At 69.9% G+C, this 17,360-nt stretch carries 18 protein-coding genes; 12 read left to right on the plus strand and 6 right to left on the minus strand.

Translation table 11 applies throughout. From position 1 onward, the window contains the following. Window positions 1–18 precede the first annotated feature (18 nt). The 3 genes from AC3A6X_RS02510 (at window position 19) to AC3A6X_RS02520 (ending at window position 1,218) form a co-directional block, all read left to right on the plus strand. The gene (locus AC3A6X_RS02510) at window positions 19–318 is read left to right on the plus strand and encodes a DUF2277 domain-containing protein (protein WP_487840667.1); all 300 of its coding nucleotides are present in this window, start codon (window positions 19–21) and stop codon (window positions 316–318) included. 64 nt (window positions 319–382) lie between these two features. Then, window positions 383–790, plus strand: coding sequence for a PaaI family thioesterase (locus tag AC3A6X_RS02515; RefSeq protein ID WP_487840668.1), 408 nt, complete (start codon window positions 383–385; stop codon window positions 788–790). Window positions 791–804: 14 nt separating this feature from the next. Further along, window positions 805–1,218, plus strand: coding sequence for a GFA family protein (locus AC3A6X_RS02520; protein WP_487840669.1), 414 nt, complete (start codon window positions 805–807; stop codon window positions 1,216–1,218). An 18-nt stretch (window positions 1,219–1,236) separates the two neighbouring features. Here AC3A6X_RS02520 and AC3A6X_RS02525 read toward each other — a convergent pair whose 3' ends face one another. Further along, window positions 1,237–1,452, minus strand: coding sequence for a thrombospondin type 3 repeat-containing protein (locus tag AC3A6X_RS02525; RefSeq protein ID WP_309965128.1), 216 nt, complete (start codon window positions 1,450–1,452; stop codon window positions 1,237–1,239). Window positions 1,453–1,666: 214 nt separating this feature from the next. On the opposite strand from AC3A6X_RS02525, the gene pbpC reads away from it, so the two are divergent. The 9 genes from pbpC (at window position 1,667) to AC3A6X_RS02570 (ending at window position 12,582) form a co-directional block, all read left to right on the plus strand. Then, the gene (gene pbpC, locus AC3A6X_RS02530) at window positions 1,667–3,892 is read left to right on the plus strand and encodes a penicillin-binding protein 1C (RefSeq protein ID WP_487840670.1); all 2,226 of its coding nucleotides are present in this window, start codon (window positions 1,667–1,669) and stop codon (window positions 3,890–3,892) included. 74 nt (window positions 3,893–3,966) lie between these two features. Next, complete coding sequence (locus AC3A6X_RS02535; RefSeq protein WP_106556605.1) at window positions 3,967–4,800, plus strand: MurR/RpiR family transcriptional regulator; 834 nt, start codon at window positions 3,967–3,969, stop codon at window positions 4,798–4,800. A 168-nt stretch (window positions 4,801–4,968) separates the two neighbouring features. Then, window positions 4,969–5,160, plus strand: a complete 192-nt coding sequence (locus tag AC3A6X_RS02540) for a hypothetical protein (RefSeq protein ID WP_487840671.1) — start codon at window positions 4,969–4,971, stop codon at window positions 5,158–5,160. Window positions 5,161–5,202: 42 nt separating this feature from the next. Next, window positions 5,203–7,461 (plus strand): phosphocholine-specific phospholipase C, encoded by a 2,259-nt coding sequence (locus AC3A6X_RS02545; protein ID WP_487840672.1) that lies wholly within the window; start codon window positions 5,203–5,205, stop codon window positions 7,459–7,461. A gap of 84 nt (window positions 7,462–7,545) precedes the next feature. Then, a complete protein-coding gene (locus tag AC3A6X_RS02550) occupies window positions 7,546–8,283 on the plus strand; it encodes an arylmalonate decarboxylase (protein ID WP_487840673.1) in 738 nt (245 codons plus the stop codon). Next, entirely contained in the window at window positions 8,267–9,154 is an 888-nt protein-coding gene (locus tag AC3A6X_RS02555) for a LysR substrate-binding domain-containing protein (protein ID WP_487840674.1), read from the plus strand. Before AC3A6X_RS02550 ends, AC3A6X_RS02555 begins: the two co-directional genes overlap by 17 nt. 118 nt (window positions 9,155–9,272) lie before the next feature. Further along, the gene (locus tag AC3A6X_RS02560) at window positions 9,273–10,427 is read left to right on the plus strand and encodes a mandelate racemase/muconate lactonizing enzyme family protein (protein ID WP_487840675.1); all 1,155 of its coding nucleotides are present in this window, start codon (window positions 9,273–9,275) and stop codon (window positions 10,425–10,427) included. 38 nt (window positions 10,428–10,465) lie between these two features. Next, window positions 10,466–11,449 carry a Bug family tripartite tricarboxylate transporter substrate binding protein gene (locus AC3A6X_RS02565; protein WP_487840676.1) on the plus strand — a complete coding sequence of 328 codons (984 nt, stop codon included), beginning with the start codon at window positions 10,466–10,468 and terminating at the stop codon, window positions 11,447–11,449. After that, complete coding sequence (locus AC3A6X_RS02570) at window positions 11,446–12,582, plus strand: alpha-hydroxy acid oxidase (protein ID WP_487840677.1); 1,137 nt, start codon at window positions 11,446–11,448, stop codon at window positions 12,580–12,582. The genes AC3A6X_RS02565 and AC3A6X_RS02570 overlap by 4 nt, the downstream gene beginning before the upstream one ends. A 76-nt stretch (window positions 12,583–12,658) precedes the next feature. Here AC3A6X_RS02570 and deoA read toward each other — a convergent pair whose 3' ends face one another. Genes deoA through AC3A6X_RS02595 form a run of 5 tightly spaced genes read right to left on the minus strand, consistent with a single transcriptional unit; the run spans window position 12,659 to window position 17,316 of the window. Next, complete coding sequence (deoA, locus tag AC3A6X_RS02575; protein WP_487840678.1) at window positions 12,659–14,011, minus strand: thymidine phosphorylase; 1,353 nt, start codon at window positions 14,009–14,011, stop codon at window positions 12,659–12,661. Between the two features lies 1 nt (window position 14,012). Then, window positions 14,013–14,792 (minus strand): deoxyribose-phosphate aldolase, encoded by a 780-nt coding sequence (deoC, locus tag AC3A6X_RS02580; protein WP_487840679.1) that lies wholly within the window; start codon window positions 14,790–14,792, stop codon window positions 14,013–14,015. Then, a complete protein-coding gene (locus AC3A6X_RS02585) occupies window positions 14,789–15,214 on the minus strand; it encodes a cytidine deaminase (protein WP_487840680.1) in 426 nt (141 codons plus the stop codon). The genes deoC and AC3A6X_RS02585 overlap by 4 nt, the downstream gene beginning before the upstream one ends. 1 nt (window position 15,215) lies before the next feature. Beyond that, complete coding sequence (locus AC3A6X_RS02590; protein WP_487840681.1) at window positions 15,216–16,184, minus strand: ABC transporter permease; 969 nt, start codon at window positions 16,182–16,184, stop codon at window positions 15,216–15,218. Continuing rightward, window positions 16,177–17,316: an ABC transporter permease gene (locus AC3A6X_RS02595; protein ID WP_487840682.1), complete on the minus strand. Its 1,140-nt coding sequence runs from the start codon at window positions 17,314–17,316 to the stop codon at window positions 16,177–16,179. Before AC3A6X_RS02595 ends, AC3A6X_RS02590 begins: the two co-directional genes overlap by 8 nt. Window positions 17,317–17,360: the final 44 nt, after the last annotated feature.

Raw genomic sequence — 17,360 nt, forward strand, 5'->3', positions numbered from 1 at the left:
TCCTTCCATGGAGCGACCATGTGCCGAAACATCAAGACCCTCTTCAATTTTGAACCGCCCGCGACGGATGAGGAAATACGGTCCGCATCGCTGCAATTCGTGCGCAAGCTCAGCGGCTTCAACAGCCCCTCGAAGCTCAACCAGGAGGCTTTCCAACGCGCCGTGGAAGACGTCGCGAGCGCGGCGCGGGTGCTGATCGATTCGCTGGTGACCACCGCCGATCCGCGCGACCGCGAGATCGAAGCCGAGCGAGCGCGGGCCAAGTCGGCGAACCGATTCGGAACGCAGCCCTACAGGCCCCTCAAGGCAGACGCATGAGTGATCAAGGCGCTTCTCGTGCGTCGAAGCGCTGCCACCGAATGAACACGAAGAAGGCCGCCCCATGACCACCCCCTCTGTCGAAGCCGTCCAGCAAATCCTGGATCCGGTATTTCCCGGTCTCATGGGCGTTCGCCTCCTCACGCTGGAGCCGGAGCGCGTGGTCGCCGAACTGCACGTGCGCCCGGACCTCTGTACCACCGGCGGCGTCCTGCACGGCGGCGCCTACATGGCCTTCGCCGACACCCTCGGCGCGATCGGCACCGTCATCAACATGCCGCAGGGCAAGCGCACGACGACCACCGACTCCAGCACCAAGTTCATCGGAAGTGCGCGCGTCGACACCACGGTCACCGGCGAGAGCATCGCCCTGCACCGGGGCCGGACCACGATGGTGTGGCAGACCACGGTCCGTTCTGCCGAAGGCAAGCTCTGCGCCGTCGTCACGCAGACGCAGCTCATCCTGGACTAGCAAAGGAGCAACCCGTGTCGAATCCCTCGGTTTTGGAAGGCGGTTGCCAGTGCGGCGCGGTCCGCTACCGCATCAGCGGCGATGCCGTGATGGCGGCACTGTGCCATTGCTCGATGTGCCGCCGCGCAAATGCGGCACCGGCCGTGGCCTGGGCCATGTATGCCGAATCGCAGGTGGTCTTTCCCGCGGGCGCACCGACCGTCTATGAATCGTCGCCGGGCGCGCGCCGCGGCTTCTGCGCCCGCTGCGGAACGCAGATCAGCTTCACGGCCGACTACATCCCGGGGCTCATCGACATCACCATCGGCAGCCTCGACGATCCGGCGCGCGTCGCACCGAGCTTGCACTACTGGGAGTCGAAGCGCCTGCCCTGGGTGCATTTCGCCGACGACCTGCCGCGCCATCCGGAGTTTCCGCCCCAGGAATAGCGCGCAGGGCGCCCACGTTCAATAGCGGTTGGGATTGTTCGGGCGGCTGTCGTAGCGATTCGGAACGCCGTCGTTGTCGCGGTCGCGGTCGTAGCGGTTGGGCACGCCGTCGCGATCGCGGTCGCGGTCCGCGTAGCCGGCGCGCGGCGGCGGCCGGCCGCTGTCGTAGGGCACCGCCACGCAGCCGGCCAGGGCGGCGGAAGCGACAATCAGCAGGGCAACGAGTGTTTTCATACGTTCTCCTTGGGTAACACGATGTGCTTGCACAATGCCCGGCGCGGGAGCCGCCGCCAACCGGCACGCGCGCCCGTTCGAAAGTAGGCCCGGACCGCATTCGCATGCCCGGAACGCATCTTTTTGCGCGCCGCATGTCTGTCCCCGGCAACCCAACGTCGATGAACCGCCGCGACCTCGGCATCGCTGCCGCCTGTGGCAAGCTAGCGGCCCCATGCCGCGCACCCGAAACGCCCTCCTCGCGCTGAGCCTGCTTGCCGCCCTGGCCGGCCCGGCGCGGGCACTGCCGGCCTTCGAGGAGGTGAAGCGCGACTTCCGCCCCTCCGACATCCAGGTGCTCGACCGCGACGGCGAGTTGCTGCAGCGCGTGCGCACCGACAGCCGCGTGCGTCGCGGCCGGTGGGTCGCGCTGGCCGAGGTCTCGCCGGCCCTGCGCACCGCCATGCTGCTCAGCGAAGACAAGCGCTTCTACGAGCACAGCGGCGTCGACTGGCGCGCGGTCTCGGCCGCCGCCTGGGGCAATCTGTGGAACACGCGCACGCGCGGCGCCTCCACGATCACCATGCAGCTCGCCGGCCTGCTCGATGACGAGCTGCGCCGCGGCAGCGGCGGGCGCGACCTGGCGCAGAAGCTGGGGCAGACCGTGGCGGCGCAGCAGCTCGAGCGCCAGTGGCGCAAGGACCAGATCCTCGAGGCCTACCTCAACACCGTGCCCTTCCGCGGTGAGCTCGTCGGCATCGATGCGTTGTCGCGCACGCTCTTCGGCAAAGCGCCGCACGGGCTGGATGCGCGCGAGGCGGCGGTGGCGGCCGCGCTGGTGCGCGCGCCCAACGCGAAGCCGGCGCTGGTCGCGCAACGCGCTTGCGAGGTGATGCGCGCCATGGAGGCAGACACCAGGATGGCTTGCGAGGCGCTGGACATGTTCGCGAGCGCGGCTCTGCAGCGCAGGGCCTTCGAGGCGAGCGAAGGCATCGCTCCGCACCTGGCGCGGCGGGCTTTGAAAGAAGCCGAGGCGCTATCGAGCGCCAATGGCCTCACCCCACCCCTCTCCCGGAGGGAGAGGGAGCAAAGCGCAGACATCCGCACCACGCTGCGGGCGCCGCTGCAACGCTTTGCGCTCACGACCCTGCAGCGCCACCTGAAGGAGCTGCGCGGCCGCAATGTCGAGGACGGCGCGGCCGTGGTGCTCGACAACGCCAGCGGCGAGGTGCTGGCCTGGATCGGCTCCTCCGGCACGCTGAGCCGCGCAGCCGAGGTCGACGGCGTGCTCGCGCAGCGCCAGCCGGGCTCCACGCTCAAGCCCTTGCTCTATGCGCAGGCGATCGCCGAGCGACGGCTTACCGCGGCCTCGCTGCTCGACGATTCCTCGGCCCAGATCAGCACCGCCAGCGGCCTCTACATCCCGCAGAACTACGACCGGCAGTTCAAGGGCCATGTCTCGGTACGCACCGCGCTCGCGGCCTCGCTCAACGTGCCGGCGGTGCGCACACTGGTGATGGTGTCGCCTGAGGCGTTCGCGCGGCAGTTGCGCGCGGCGGGGCTGGGGCTGGCGCAGAACGGGGACTATTACGGCTACAGCCTGGCGCTGGGGAGCGCGGAGGTGTCGCTGCTGGGGTTGGCGAACGGGTACCGGACGTTGGCAAATGGGGGGAGGTTCGGGGAAACGCGGATCTTGGTGCGGCGCGTGCCCCCATCCCAGCCTTCCCCCGGAGGGGGAAGGAGCAATACCGCAGCGATCGATTCGCGCGCCGCCTTCATCGTTGGCGACATCCTCAGCGACGCCAACGCGCGCGCCCCCACCTTCGGCCTCGACAGCGTGCTCGGCACGCGCTTCTGGAGCGCGGTGAAGACCGGCACCAGCAAGGACATGCGCGACAACTGGGCCGTAGGCTGGTCCGAGCGCTACACCGTGGGCGTGTGGGTGGGCAACGCGAGCGGCTCGCCGATGTGGGATGTCAGCGGCACCAGCGGGGCCGCGCCCGTGTGGGCCGAGCTGATGGGCTTCCTGCACCGCCGCGAAGCCAGCCGCCCGCCAGCGCCGCCGACGGGCGTGGTGCGCGCACACGTGCGCTTCGGCGACGGGCTCGAGGCGGCGCGCGACGAATGGTTCATCGCCGGCACCGAGCAGGCCCGCTTCGAGCTGCCGGCCGCCGCGGCCGATGCCGAGCCGGCGCCGCGCATCACCGCGCCGACGCACGGCACCATCATCGCGCTGGACCCCGACATCCCCCCACGCCATCAGCGCGTGCGCTTCGAGGCGCAAGGCCGCGGCCTCGCATGGCGCATCGACGGCAAGCCCTTCGCGCGCGGTGCCAGCGCCCAGTGGCTGCCGTGGCCCGGCCGGCACGTGGTGGAGCTGCTCGACGCGCGCGGCCGCGTGGTGGACCAGGTCAAGCTCGAGGTGCGCGGCGCCGGCGTAAAGAGCGCAGCGGCCAAGTAAGCTCTGCGCCCATGAAGCAGCAGCCTTCCCGAAAACCGGCCAGGACCGAAGCGCCGCACGGCCAGATCTCGGCCGTGCTGGCGCGCATCGAAACGCTCTGGCCCTCGCTCGGACCGGTCGGCCGGCGCATCGCCGAGTTCATCGTCACGCACCCGCAGGACGTGGTCCATATGTCGGTCAGCGAGGTGGCAGAGCGCACGGGCTCGAGCGAAGGCAGCATCGTCGGCTTCTGCAAGAACCTCGGCGCCACCGGCTTCCAGCAGATCAAGATCACGCTGGCGCAGGAGATCGTGCAGCCGGTTCAGTTCATCCATGAGGACCTGGAGCCCGGCGACAAGGCCGAAGCCACCATCCGCAAGATCTTCCAGAGCAACGTGCAGACCCTGCACGACACCCAGGCCGCGCTGGACGTCAAGGCGATGGAGAAGGCGGTGCGGCTGATCAAGAAGGCGAAACGCGTCGAGATCTACGGCATCGGCAGCGCCGCCACCATCGCCGAGGACGCGCACTACCGCATGCTGCGCATCGGGCTCGACGCCAAGGTGGTGGTCGACTCGCACGTGCAGGCGATCAGCGCCTCGCTCACCGGCCGCGACGTGGCGGTGCTGACGATCTCGCATTCCGGCAGCACGCACGAGACGGTGACGGCCACGCGCCTGGCCAAGGAAGCGGGCGCCACGACCATCTGCATCACGAACCTCGGCAAGTCGCCGATCCAGGCTTTCTGCGATGTGCTGCTCTTCACCATGGCGCGCGAGACCAGCTTCCGCACCGAGGCCATGACCAGCCGTCTCGCGCAGCTGGCCATCATCGATGCGCTGATCGCCTGCCTCGCGCTCTCGGACTACGAGCGCTCGGTCCGGACGCTGCGCCAGACCTTCGACGTGCTCTCTCTCAAGCGCTACTGAAGCGAAGCGCCTGCGCCGCAGCGCCGCCGGGGCGTCTGCGCGCCGGGGCACACCCTCCCCCTTGAATTGAACGAATCTCAAGTTCTATCAGCTCATTCATTGAGCGAACTTCATTTTCTTGTCATCTCCGATTCCTAAGCTCTTCGAGTGCAACCAAGGAATCCCACCATGACACCTCCACTTTTCATCCGCGGTCTTTGCGCCGCCGCGCTCCTGCTCAGCCTCGCAGCCTGCGGCGGCGGCTCCGATGGCGGTTCGCTGGGCGCGCCAGCGGCAAGCAGCCAGACAACGGCGGCGCAGAAGGCCGACGGCGGGGCGGACGACCAGGCCTCATCGACATCCACGAGCTGGGCGCCCTGACCCTTCCATCCCCTTCTCGCCCCTCCTCATCGAGCTGAATCCATGACCACGAACATTCCCCCACGACGCGACTTCCTCCGCAAGACTGCAGGCACCCTGGGTGCCGCGACCGCGCTCACCGTGCTGCCGCCCTCGATCCGCCGCGCGCTGGCCGTCGAGGCGCACAACAAGCACCGCAGCATCGAGGACGTCCAGCACATCGTCATCCTGATGCAGGAGAACCGCAGCTTCGACCACTACTTCGGCACCATGCGCGGCGTGCGCGGCTTCGGCGACCGCTTCCCGATTCCGCTGGCGAATGGCAAGCCGGTGTATTTCCAACCCAACCCCACCGGCGGCGCGGAGATCCAGCCCTTTCGCCGCAATTCCAAGATCGGCAGGGCGCTGATCGGATCCGGCACGCCGCACAATTTTCCCGATCAGCAGGCCGCGTGGAACCAGGGAAAGATGGATCGCTGGATTCAGTTCAAGAACCAGGCGACGATGGGCTACTTCCTGCGCGAGGATCTTCCGTTCCAGTTCGCGCTGGCCGATGCCTTCACGGTCTGCGACGGCTATCACTGTTCCGTCCTCACCGGCACCGACCCGAACCGCATCGTCTTCTGGTCCGGCTCCAATTTCAACCCGGAACTGCGCAAGCAGGGCATCAACAGCACGCATGCCGATGGCGAGCCTGTCAACTCGCGCTGCTGGCCCAACCCGTCCAACTGGGTCGCGGGCAGGGCACAGCAGGCAGACGGATCGGGTCAGGTCGACCCCGGAACCGGTGCCTACAACTACAAGTACGTCAACACCGCCTTCAAATGGGACACGTTGCCGGACGTCCTGCAGAAGGCGGGCATCAGCTGGCACATCTACCAGAACATGAACAACAACTGGACGGGCGCCATGCACGGATGCCTGGCCTTCCAGAGTTTCCGCACTGCGCAGCCGGCTTCGCCGATCTATGAGCACGGCCTGACGGGCGGCCCCGCGTCGGCTGACGGCGCTGTCAATTTCCTCGCCCAGCTCAAGCAGGACGTGATCAACGACACCCTGCCGCAGGTCTCGTGGGTGCTGCCCACGCAGGCCCTGGCCGAGCATCCCGGCAGCAGCGAAGGCACTGCCGGCGCCGCCGACTTCATCTCGGACGTGCTGGACGCGCTGACGTCCAATCCGAAAGTCTGGAGCAAGACCGTCCTTTTCGTGACCTTCGACGAGAACGACGGCTTCTTCGACCATCTGCCGATGCCGGCGGTGCCGTCGTATGACGTCAATGGCAACCTGATGGGCAAGTCCACCGTGGCGCTGGACGGCGAGTATTTCGACGCCTCCGTGGGCAACTACCTGAGCGCTAACGACACCACCAGCGGCAAGAGTCGCCCGTGGGGCCTGAGTTCGCGCGTGCCGATGTACGTGGTGTCGCCGTGGAGCAAGGGCGGCTGGGTCGATTCGCAGGTGTTCGACCACACCTCCGTGGGCAGATTCCTGGAGAAGCGTTTCGGCATCACGGTGGACGCCATCAGTCCGTGGCACCGCGCAGTCTGCGGCGACCTCACCTCCTGCTTCGACTTCGAAAACCCGAACGACCCGGTCTTCCCCAAACTGCCCGACACGAGCAACTTCCCCGCGATCAATGCGGCGCAGAGGCTGCTGCCCACGGCTCCCATCACCACTGCGCCCGCCACGCCGCAGCCGCTGTTCCAGGAGACCGGCGTGCGCCCGTCGCGAGCACTCCCTTACGAGCTGCACACCAGCGCGCGGGTGGAGTCGCGCGGCATGCTCTCGCTGGTGTTCGCCAACAGCGGCAAGCAGGGCGCCGTCTTCCACGTCTACGACAAGCTGCACCTGGACCGCATCCCGCGCCGCTACACCGTGGAGGCCGGCAAGACGCTCACCGACACCTGGAACACGGGCCTCTCCGACAGCGGCAAGTACGAGCTCTGGGTCTACGGCCCCAACGGCTTCGTGCGCAGCTTCAAGGGAGATGCGCTGTTCCACGACACCGCGGACTTCCAGCCCGAGATCCAGGTCGGCTACCAGGCGCACAGCGGCGATCTCCACCTGAGGGTACGCAACAGCGGCAAGGAAACCGGCAGCGTGACGATCACGTCCAACGCCTACCGCGACGATGGCCCGTGGACGATGAAGAAGATCAAGCCCGGCGAGACCGAGACGCAGCACTGGAACCTCAGGAAGAGCGGCGACTGGTACGACTTCACCGTCACCTCCAGGAACTTCGAGCGCCGCTTCGCCGGCCGCGTCGAGACCGGCAAGCCGGGCGTCAGCGATCCCGCCATGGCGCTGCATCTGCAGGGCTGAAGTCGAGGCCCCCCGGGGGCCGCTGCCGCTTGCCGCACAATCCGGCGCTCGGGCCAACTCGAGCATTCATCCGGAGACATCGACATGAAGACAAGCACCCTGGGCCTCATCGTGCCGCCGGCCGCAGGCCTCGTTCCGATCGACGGACAGGCGCTCTACGGCGGGCGCGACGTGCGCTTTATCGCGCGCGGCCTCGGCATCCCGGGCATCTCGCCCGAAGGCTTCGACACCGTGGTGGACCGCATCCTCGCGCTCGCGGCCGAGCTGCGCGACGCCGGTGCCGAAGCCGTCTCGCTGATGGGCACCTCGCTGAGCTTCTACCGCGGCCTGGCATTCACCGACGCGCTGCGCGAGCGCATGCAGGAAGCCACCGGCCTGCCCTGCACCACCATGAGCCACGCGATCGTCGACAGCCTGCGCGCCCTCGGCATCCGGCGCGTCGCAGTGGCCACCGCGTACATCGACACCCTCAACCAGCGGCTGATGGACTACCTGGCGAGCTGCGGCATCACGGTGACGCACATCGAGGGCCTCTCCATCACCGGCGTCGAAGCGGTCGGCCAGGTGCCGGCAGAAACGCTGATGGCGCTGGCCGAGCGCACCGTGGCTGCCGACCGCTCGGCCCAGGGCCTGCTGATCTCCTGCGGCGGCCTGCTGACGCTGGACCTGCACGTGCCGCTGGAGCGCCAGCTCGGCATTCCGGTCACCTCGAGCTCGCCCGCCGGCTTCTGGGACCTGATGCGCACCGGCGGGCTCGACCCCGCCTCGCCCGGCCACGGCCGCCTGTTCGCGCCCGAGTCCGCGCTTGAACGAGCCGCTTGACCTCGCCACGCTGCGCGTGATCGTCGCGGCGGCGGAGCTCGGCTCCATCAGCGCCGCCGGCGACCGCCTGCAGCTCGCGGTGGCAGCCGCCAGCGCGCGCATCACCGCGCTGGAGGAGGCGCTGGGCCTGCGCGTCTTCGAGCGCTCCTCGCGCGGCGTGCGGCTCACGCCCGCCGGCCAGATGCTGGTGCGGCGCGGCCGCGAGATCCTGGTCGACATGGACCGGCTGTCGGTCGACCTGCACGATTACGCCAAGGGCCTGCAAGGCCACGTGCGCCTGGCGGCCAACACCTCGGCCATGCTGGAAGTGCTGCCGGCCAAGCTCGACCGCATGGCGCGCGAGCATCCGCTGATCCGCATCGATGTGGTGGAGCACGGCAGCCTGGACATCCCGCTGCTGCTGCTCGAAGGGCGTGCCGACCTCGGCATCGTGGACATGGCGCATGCACCGCACGGCATCACCCTGACCGATTGCTTCTCCGACACGCTGGTGCTGGTGGTCCCGGCCGGCCATGCGCTGGCCGGCGCCGCGCCGCTGGCGCTGGAGCAGGCGCTGGACGAGCAGTTCATCGCGCTGCACGACGGCACCGCGCTCTCCAGCCGGCTCATGCGCTCGGCCTCGCAGGCCGGCAAGGCGCTCAAGATCCGCATGCAGATGCGCAGCTTCGACGCCGTCTGCCGCATGGTCGCGGGCGGCCTGGGCGTGGCCGTGCTGCCGCTGCAGGCGATAGGCCCGCAACTCGCCAGCCTGCCGCTGGCCGCGGTGCCGCTCACGGATGCCTGGGCCGCGCGCACGCACCGCATCGCGCTGCGCAGCGGCGTCGAGCCCACGCCGGCCACGCTGACGCTGATCGGCTTCCTGCTGCGCTGACCGCCCGCTCCGGGCAAACCCTTGATTTCGTGTTTCGCGAAAGCAGGCTTCGCGCAGGATGCTTGTGAGCGCCGGGACGGCCTTCCTACACTGCGCCCAACCCTGGAGACACGCCCCCATGAAGATCACCCGCGTCGCGGCCACGCCCCTGCACCTGCCGGTTTCGGTGGAGGCCGCGGGCCGCAGCAAGACCACCTCGCTCTCGCTGTGCCTGGTCGACGTCGAAACCGACGAAGGCCTGGTCGGCACCGGCATGACCGCGATCACCGAAGAGGAAGTGATCGCCTCGGTGGTCAACGACATCGCCGCCCATGCGCTCGTCGGCATGGACCCGCTGCGCCACGAGCAGATCTGGGAGCGGCTCTACTGGCTGCTCACGCCGCGCGGCCAGTCGGGCTATGCGAGCCATGCCATCGCCGCGCTGGACCTGGCGCTGTGGGACCTGAAGGGCAAGGCGCTGGGCCAGCCCTGCTGGCGCCTGCTGGGCGGCGCGCGCGCCGAGGTGCCGGTGTACGCCACCTTCGGCTTCGCCTTCTTCGAGCGCGACGAGCTGGCCGCGGCGGCGCAGAGCTGGGTCGAGCGCGGCTTCAAGCGCCTGAAGATGACGGTGGGCCACCATGGCCTAGCGCGGCGCGACGAGCCGCGCCCGCTGGACGCGCTGATCGCCGAGGACGTGCAGCGCATCCGCGCCGTGCGCGAGGCGGTGGGGCCCGAGGTGCAGCTCTACATCGACGCCAATTGCAGCCTCGACTACTTCCATGCGCTCTCGCTGGCGCAGCGCATCGAGGAATACGGCATCAGCTTCTTCGAGGAGCCGGTGTCGCAGAACGACATCCCCAACCTGGTGAAGCTGCGCCACAAGACCTCGATCCCGCTGGCCGCGGGGCAGAACGAAGGCCAGGCCAGCCGCTTCCGCGACATGCTGGTGGCGCAGGCGGTGGACGTGGTGCAGCCCAATGCCTGCATCACCGGCGGCTTTACGCAATGCCTGCGCATCGCCGGCATGGCCTCGGCCTTCAACGCGCGCTTCGCCAACGGCGGGGCCTGGCCGCACCACAACATGCACCTGCATGCGGGGCTGGCCAACGGCTCGCTGGTGGAATACCACTCGGTGGCGGTGGACTGCTGCAAGCTGGTCTTCGACGACCTGCCGGTGCCGAGCCAGGGCGTGCTGGCGCTGCCCGAGAAGCCGGGCCTGGGCTTCGAGCCCAACCGCGAGCGTGTGGCCGAGCTGGCCAAGCGCCCCGGCTCGCGCGGCGTCGGCAAGGCCTGAGAGCCCGTCCACGACAACCAGATTCCGGAGACAAGACGATGAAGCCATTCACTCCTCACCGCCGCGCGCTGCTCGCACTGGCCGCCACCCTGCTGGCCGGTCACGCAGGTCTCGCCTCGGCACAAGGCGCCTATCCCGACCGCCCGATCCGCCTGCTGGTGGGCTACTCCGCCGGCGGCGGCGTCGATGCGATGGCGCGGCTCATCGCGCCGCGCCTGTCGGCCCTGCTGGGCCAGCAGGTGGTGGTGGAGAACCGCGCCGGCGCCGCGGGCGTGATCGCCGGCGACGCGGTGGCCAAGGCCGCGCCCGACGGCTACACGCTGCTGCTGGGCGACAGCTCGACGTTGATTGCGAAGTACATGCAGGCCAAGCTCACGTTCGACCCGGTCAAGAGCTTCGTGCCGGTGGCGGGCCTGTTCAAGTCGCCGCTGCTGATCGTGGCCGGCAACGACTTCCCTGCCACCAATCCACGCGAGCTGGTGGCGGCGCTGAAGGCCAGGCCCGGCTTCTATTCCTTTGCCACCTCGGGCGTGGGCACGGTGCAGCACCTGGGCTTCGAGATGATGAAGGGCCAGTCGGGCACCTTCGCGCTGCACATCCCCTACCGCGGCGCGGCGCAGATCGTGCCCGACGTGATCAGCGGCCAGGTGCCGCTGGGCGTGGTCAGCGCGACCGCCGGCCTGGCGCAGGCCAAGGCCGGCAAGCTGCGCGCGCTGGCGATGATGAGCAACGACAAGCTGCCGGGCGCCGAAAGCGTAGCCGCCCTTTCGACCGCGGTGCCCGGCATCGACGTGGCGCCGCGCCTCTTCCTGCTGGCACCCGCCGGCACGCCCGATGCCATCGTCGACAAGCTGGGCGAGGCGGCGCGCAGCGCCATGAGCGCGCCGGACCTCCCGCAGGCAGCGGCGCTGCAGGGCGCGGTGCCCGACTTCATGCCTTCCGCCGCGCTGGCCACGGCGATGGCGCAGGAATCGGCGCGCTGGGGCAAGCTGATCAGCGAGCAGAAGATCTCGGCCCAGTGAGCGTCATCACCAATATCGAGGACCTGCGCGTCCTCGCGAAGAAGCGCGTGCCGCGCATGTTCTACGACTACGTGGACTCCGGTTCCTGGACCGAGGGCACGTACCGAGCGAACGCCGCCGACTTCGACCGGCTCCGGCTGCGCCAGCGCGTGGCGGTGAACATCGAGCAGCGCAGCACGCGCACGACGATGGCCGGCATCGAGGTCGCGATGCCGGTGGCCATCGCGCCCACCGGCATGACAGGCATGCAGCATGCCGACGGCGAGATCCTCGCGGCCAGGGCGGCGGAGAAGTTCGGCGTCCCCTTCACGCTCTCGACCATGAGCATCTGCTCCATCGAGGACATCGCGGCGGCCACGAGCCGGCCCTTCTGGTTTCAGCTCTACGTGATGCGCGACCGCGACTTCATGGCGCGCCTGATCGACCGCGCCAAGGCCGCGAACTGCTCGGCCCTGGTGCTCACGCTCGACCTGCAGATCATCGGCCAGCGCCACAAGGACCTGCGCAACGGCCTGTCGGTGCCGCCGAAGCTGAGCCTGGCCAACCTCGCGAACATGGCCAGCAAGCCGCGCTGGTGCCTGGGCATGCTGGGCACGAAGCGCCGCAACTTCGGCAACGTGTTCGGGCATGTGAAGGGCATCGAGACCATGCGCTCGCTGTCGGAGTGGACCAACAGGCAGTTCGATCCCACCCTCTCCTGGGCGGACATCGACTGGATCCGCAAACGCTGGGGCGGCAGGCTGATCCTCAAGGGCATCCAGGACGTGGAGGACGCGCGGCTGGCCGTGAATTCGGGCGCCGATGCGCTGATCGTCTCCAACCACGGCGGCCGCCAGCTCGACGGCGCGCCCTCCTCCATCTCGGCGCTGCCCGCGATCGCCGAGGCCGTGGGCCACCGGATCGAGGTGCACATGGACGGCGGCATCCGCAGCGGGCAGGACGTGCTGAAAGCGCGTGCCCTCGGCGCCAGGGGCGTCTACGTCGGCCGCTCGATGCTCTACGGGCTGGGTGCGATGGGCGAGGCCGGGGTGACGCGGGCCCTGCAGATCATCCATCGCGAACTGGACCTCACGATGGCCTTCTGTGGGCACACCGATATCGAGAAGGTGGACGCGCGGGTGCTGTTGGCATAGGCAGCGCCGGCCCGCACATGGGTCAGGCGGACTTACTTCCGGCAGCCCCATGCGGCCGCAGGGGGTGAGGGTTGGATCAGACGGAACGCGGCGATGGCGCAGGCATGATCTCTTCGCAGATCACTGGGCCGGGCGCAGGAAGCGCCGCGGGCCCTCGCGTGTTCTCGTCGATGTGCATGGCGGCCTGCAGCGCAGCGACAGCCGCCTCGGCATCGGCCTGGCTGGCGGCGTGCACACGCGCCAGCGGCTGGCCCTTCCGGACGCTGCTGCCCAGCGGCAATACCTGCGTGAGCCCGACCCGCGGATCGATGCGGTCTCCGGCGCGGCGCCGGCCGCCGCCCAGCGCAACGATGGCCAGGCCGATGGCGCGCACATCCGTCGTCGCCAGCACGCCGTCCTGCGGTGCCGGCACATCGCATTGCACGGGCGCCGCCGGCAGTTGCTGCGTGGCCCGCCGCAGGTCGCCCGCCCCGCCCAGCCCCGCCACCATGCGCGCGAAGCGCTCGGCAGCCGCGCCGCTGTCCAGCGCACGCAGGGCCTGCGCCCGGGCCTCGGGCATGCCGGCCGCGAGGCCGCCGAGGCACAGCAGCCGCGCCGCCAGTGCCAGGGTCACTTCGAGCAGCCGCGGCTCGCGCTCGATGCCGCTCAGGAAATCGATCGCTTCCCGCACTTCGACCGCATTGCCCGCGCTGTGGCCCAGCACCTGGTTCATGTCGGTGATCAGCGCCTGCGCCGGCAGGCCGGCACCAGATGCCACTGCCACCAGGCTGCGGGCCAGCGCGCGTGCCTCGTCGAGCCCCGGCATGAAGGCGCCGTTGCCGACCTTGACGTCGAGCACCAGCCCCTGCAGGCCGGCCGCGAGCTTCTTGGAGAGGATGCTGGCGGTGATCAAGGGCACCGACTCGACCGTCGCCGTCACATCGCGAATGGCATAGAGCCGCTTGTCGGCGGGCGCCAGCGTGGGGCCGGCGCCGACGATGGCGCAGCCGGCATCGCGCAGCACCGCGAGCAGCGTCTCGCGCGACGGCTCGACGCCGTAGCCGGGCAGCGATTCGAGCTTGTCCAGCGTGCCGCCGGTATGGCCCAGGCCGCGGCCGGAGATCATCGGCACCACGCCGCCGCAGGCCGCGACGATCGGCGCCAGCATCAGGCTCACCTTGTCGCCCACGCCGCCGGTGGAATGCTTGTCGAGCACGGGGCCCGGCATGTCGGGCCAACGCAGCACTTCGCCGGAATGCGTCATGGCGTGGGTCAGGGCCACGCATTCGCCGGGATCCATGCCGTTGAGCAGGATCGCCATCGCCAGCGCTGCCGCCTGGCCCTCGCTCCAGCTGCCGTCGGTCAGGCCGCGCACGAAGGCCTCGATCTGCGCCGGCGCGAGCGCATGGCGGTCGCGCTTGGCGCGGATGACCTCGGCCGGCAGCAGCATCTCAATAGTCCCCTGGCGCGGCTGGCTTGCCGGCGCGGCCCTGCCGCAACAGCACCGCTTCGATGTCGGCCAGCAAGCTGCTGGCGCCGAAGCGCAGGCGCTCCGGCGTGAGGGCCGGCTCGCCCAGCAGCTCGCGCACCAGCGCGATGTAGACCGCCGCATCGGCCACCGTGCGCACGCCGCCCGAGGCCTTGAAGCCCACCGCGTCCCGCCGCGCATGGCCGGCGATGGTTTCGAGCATCAGGCGCGCGGCCTCGGGCGTGGCGCCCGTGCTCGTCTTGCCGGTGCTGGTCTTGAGGAAGTCGACCCCGGCGTCGAGCCCGATGCTGCAGGCCCGGCGGATCAGGTCGGGCGATGGCAGCTCGCCGGATTCGATGATGAGCTTGAGCGTCTTGCCCGCGCATGCCGCGCGCACGGCCGCGACCAGCGCCGCAGGGCCGGCCGCATCGCCCGCGGCGAGCGCGCGCCAGGGCAGCACCAGATCCACCTCGTCGCCGCCGGCATCGAGGATGGCCTGCGTCTCGCGCAAGGCGCGCGCAGTGTCGAGCGCGCCGTCCGGAAAGTTGGCCACGGCCGCGACCCGGATCGATGCCGGCAGCGCGGACCTGGCCTGCGCCACGAAGCGCGGCCACACGCACAGCGCGGCCGGCGGGCCCGCCGGGCCTTGCGCCTTGGCACACAGGGCATCGATGGCCGCCGCATCGTCGTTGTCGTTGAGGCTGGTCAGGTCCAGGCAGGCCAGGGCGAGGCTGGCGTCGCGAATGATTTCTTGCGGGCTCATGGTCTTGGAAGATGCGGAAGATGCGCGGGGCCGAAGCTCGCAGGCAGCAGCTCGCCCAGGGTATAGCGGCCACGCACCTCGCGCAGGTCGGCACACCACACCGACGTGTCCTCATCCGCGAACTCGCGCAGCTTCTGGCGGCAGCCGCCGCACGGGGTGACGGGCGCATCGGCCACGCCGACCACCACCGCCGCCAGCACCCGCGTGCCACCGGCCAGCACCAGGTGCGCGAGCGCCGATGCCTCGGCGCACTGGCCCTGCGGGTAGGCCGCGTTCTCGATGTTGCAGCCCGCGTGGACACGGCCGTGTTCATCCAGCAGCGCGGCACCCACGGCGAACTTCGAATAAGGCGCATAGGCGCGCTCGCGGGCGGCGCGGGCCGCATCGATCAACTGCGCCATCGAGGTCTGCGAAACGGTCACGTCATCGCTCCTTCACGTACGGGATGCCCAGCGCCTTGGGCGCGCGTGCCTTGCCGACGAAGCCGGCCAGCAGCACCACCGTCAGCACGTAGGGCAAGGCCTGGATCGCCTGCACCGGCACGGCGCCGACCAGCGGCAACGCGACGCCTTGCAGCCGGATCGACACCGCATCCAGAAAGCCGAACAGCAGGCAGGCCAGGAAGGCGCCGACCGGATGCCACTTGCCGAAGATCATGGCGGCCAGCGCCATGTAGCCGCGGCCGGCCGTCATGTGCGGCATGAATGCGGGATTCTGCGCCAGCACCAGGTAGCTGCCGGCCAGCGAGCACAGTACGCCGTTGAGCATCAGCGCGCGGTAGCGCAGCGCGGTGATGGAGACGCCCGCCGCATCGACCATGGCCGGGTTCTCGCCGGTGGCGCGCAGGCGCAGGCCGAAGCGCGTGCGGAACAGCAGCCACCACACGGCCGGCACCAGGGCGATGGCCAGGTACACCAGCACGTTGTGACCGAACAGGCCCAGCCCCAGCACCGTGCCCACCCATGGCAGCGCGCGCAGCGCCTCGCCGGCGCCCGCCCCCCACGGCGCGAGGCGTACCGCGTCGGGCAGCGGGGGCGTCTGGCCGCCCTGCTGGAACCACGCGATGCCCAGCACCACCGTCAGGCCCGCGGCCGTCATGGTGATGGCCATGCCCATCACCACCTGGTCGCCGCGATGGGTCACGCAGCCGAAGCCCTGCAGCAGCGACAGCGCCACGCCGACGAGGAGCGACACCGCCAGCGCCAGCGCCAGCGAGCCGCTCAGCGCGGCGACGCTGCCGGCCGCGAAGGCGCAGGAAAGCATCTTGCCTTCGAGGCCGAGATCGATCACGCCCGAGCGCTCGGCCAGCGTGCCGGCCAGCGCGCACAGGATCAGCGGCGTCGCCACGCGCAGGGTCGAGGCGAGCAGCGTGCCGAGCGCGACTTCATCCATCGCTGCTCCCCTGCGCTGCGGCGGCGCGCGGCGCCCGGCGCGTCGCGCGCCACAGCCGCGCCAGCGTCGGCGCGGCCACCTGCGACAGCGCGCCGGAGAACAGCACGATCAGCCCCTGCAGCGTGAACACCATGTCGCGGCTGAAGCCGGGGATCTCGAAGGCCAGCTCCGAGCCACCCTGGTACAACGCGCCGAACAGCAGCGCCGCCAGCACGATGCCCAGGGGGTGGTTGCGCCCGATCAGCGAGACTGCGATGCCGGCGAAGCCCGCGCCCACCACGTACTCCAGCAGCAGCCGGCCGTGCACGCCCGCGATCTCGTTGATGCCCACCAGCCCGGCCAGCGCGCCCGACAGCGCCATCGACACCATGATCTGCACCCGCGGCCGCATGCCGCCGTAGTGCGCCGCCTCCGGCGCATGGCCGACCGCGCGGATGGCGTAGCCCGCCTGCGAGCGCCACAGCAGCAGGTACACCGCCACGGCGCCGGCCAGGGCCAGCAGCACGCTCAGGTTGAGCGGCGAGGCCGGCCATTCGATGCCGAGGGCGACGAGCGCCTCGTGCATGCCGGGCACGCGCGCCGAGGGCGCGAAGGCGCGGCTCTCCACCGTCATGTTGCCGGGCTCCTTGAGCACGTCGACCAGCAGGTAGGCCAAGAGCGCCGAGGCGATGAAGTTGAACATGATGGTGGTGATCACCACATGGCTGCCGCGCCAGGCCTGCAGCGCCGCCGGCACCGCGGCCCAGGCCATGCCGAACAGCATGGCGGCGCCGATCATCAGCGGCACCATGGCCCAGCCCGGCAGGTGCTCGGCGAAGGCCAGGGCCGCCAGCGCGGTGCCCAGGCCGCCCATCATGGCCTGGCCTTCGCCGCCGATGTTGAACAGGCCCGCATGGAAGGCGACCGCGACCGCCAGGCCGGTGAAGACGAAGGTGGTCGCGTAATACAGCGTGTAGCTCAGGCCCATGCGGCTGCCGAAGGCGCCCTCCACCAGCAGCGCGAGCGCCTGCCAGGGGTCGTAGCCAACCACGGCGACCACGATGCCGCAGGCCAGCAGCGCCAATGCAAGGTTGACCAGCGGCAGGACCAGGAGGTCGATCCAGCGCGGCAGCTCGGCGGCGGACGGGGTCACCAGGCAACCTCCGCGCCATGCGCTGCGGTGCTATTCGACTTGGG

The organism is Variovorax sp. Soil_C_12 (assembly GCF_057657375.1).

Coding starts and splice junctions, on each gene's coding strand:
- AC3A6X_RS02510 (WP_487840667.1), top strand. CDS start 19: ATGTGCCGAAACATCAAGACCCTCTTCAATTTTGAACCGCCCGCGACG.
- AC3A6X_RS02515 (WP_487840668.1), top strand. CDS start 383: ATGACCACCCCCTCTGTCGAAGCCGTCCAGCAAATCCTGGATCCGGTA.
- AC3A6X_RS02525 (WP_309965128.1), bottom strand. CDS start 1,452: ATGAAAACACTCGTTGCCCTGCTGATTGTCGCTTCCGCCGCCCTGGCC.
- pbpC (WP_487840670.1), top strand. CDS start 1,667: ATGCCGCGCACCCGAAACGCCCTCCTCGCGCTGAGCCTGCTTGCCGCC.
- AC3A6X_RS02540 (WP_487840671.1), top strand. CDS start 4,969: ATGACACCTCCACTTTTCATCCGCGGTCTTTGCGCCGCCGCGCTCCTG.
- AC3A6X_RS02545 (WP_487840672.1), top strand. CDS start 5,203: ATGACCACGAACATTCCCCCACGACGCGACTTCCTCCGCAAGACTGCA.
- AC3A6X_RS02550 (WP_487840673.1), top strand. CDS start 7,546: ATGAAGACAAGCACCCTGGGCCTCATCGTGCCGCCGGCCGCAGGCCTC.
- AC3A6X_RS02560 (WP_487840675.1), top strand. CDS start 9,273: ATGAAGATCACCCGCGTCGCGGCCACGCCCCTGCACCTGCCGGTTTCG.
- AC3A6X_RS02565 (WP_487840676.1), top strand. CDS start 10,466: ATGAAGCCATTCACTCCTCACCGCCGCGCGCTGCTCGCACTGGCCGCC.
- deoA (WP_487840678.1), bottom strand. CDS start 14,011: ATGCTGCTGCCGGCCGAGGTCATCCGCGCCAAGCGCGACCGCCATGCG.
- deoC (WP_487840679.1), bottom strand. CDS start 14,792: ATGAGCCCGCAAGAAATCATTCGCGACGCCAGCCTCGCCCTGGCCTGC.
- AC3A6X_RS02590 (WP_487840681.1), bottom strand. CDS start 16,184: ATGGATGAAGTCGCGCTCGGCACGCTGCTCGCCTCGACCCTGCGCGTG.